This window comes from Arthrobacter sp. JCM 19049 (assembly GCF_001310435.1).
The window spans coordinates 1-775 of the sequence record NZ_BAXF01000787.1 but is presented as its reverse complement, the minus strand read 5'-3'; the positions used below and the strand labels follow the sequence as shown (position 1 = coordinate 775).

Below are 775 nucleotides of genomic sequence, written 5' to 3'. Positions count from 1 at the left end.
CAAGATGCGCATGGTCTCCTTCGCCTTCGCCGGGGTGGAGCCGGACGTGATGGGCTACGGCCCGGTGCCGGCCACCGAAAAGGCGCTGGCCAAGGCGGGGCTGGGCATCGAGACATTGGCCTGTTTGAAATCAACGAGGCCTTCGCCGTGCAGGTGCTCTCCTTCCTGGACTACTACGGCATCGACCAGGACGATGAGCGGGTCAACCGCTACGGCGGGGCGATCGCGGTGGGCCACCCGCTGGCCTCCTCCGGGGTGCGGCTGATGACGCAGTTGGCCCGCCAGTTCCAGGAGGACCCCTCGGTACGCTACGGCATCACCACCATGTGCATCGGCCTGGGCATGGGCGGCACGGTGATCTGGGAGAACCCGCACCACCAGGACTTCGGGACCAAGGCTTAGGAGAAGAGCATGACACAGGATACGCAGGACTTTCGGCCGTCGCCGAACTGAAGAAGGACGAGATCGTCACCCATTCGCTCAGCCAGGAGCTGACCCTGCCCAGCGGCAAGAAGCTGGTGCTGATCACCCTGGACAACGGGCTGGACCACAAGCGCCCCACCACCCTGGGCCCGAATTCGCTGCTGGAGCTGCGCGCACTGCTCACCGAGCTGAAGCAGCGCGCCGCCGAGGGGCAGATCGATGCGGTGGCCGTGACCGGCAAGCCGTACTTCCTGATCGCCGGCGCGGATCTGTCCTCGGTCACCGAGCTGCAGCGCGCCGAGGACGCCCGGGCGATGGCGAGCCTGGGCCACGCCACCTACGACCTGCTGGC

At 67.0% G+C, this 775-nt stretch carries 2 pseudogenes; both read left to right on the top strand.

From position 1 onward, the window contains the following. A pseudogene (locus JCM19049_RS16265) lies at positions 1 to 402 on the top strand (acetyl-CoA C-acyltransferase); the annotation flags it as partial. Continuing rightward, positions 327 to 775, top strand: a pseudogene (locus JCM19049_RS21565) (hypothetical protein); the annotation flags it as partial. The pseudogenes JCM19049_RS16265 and JCM19049_RS21565, both read left to right, overlap by 76 nt.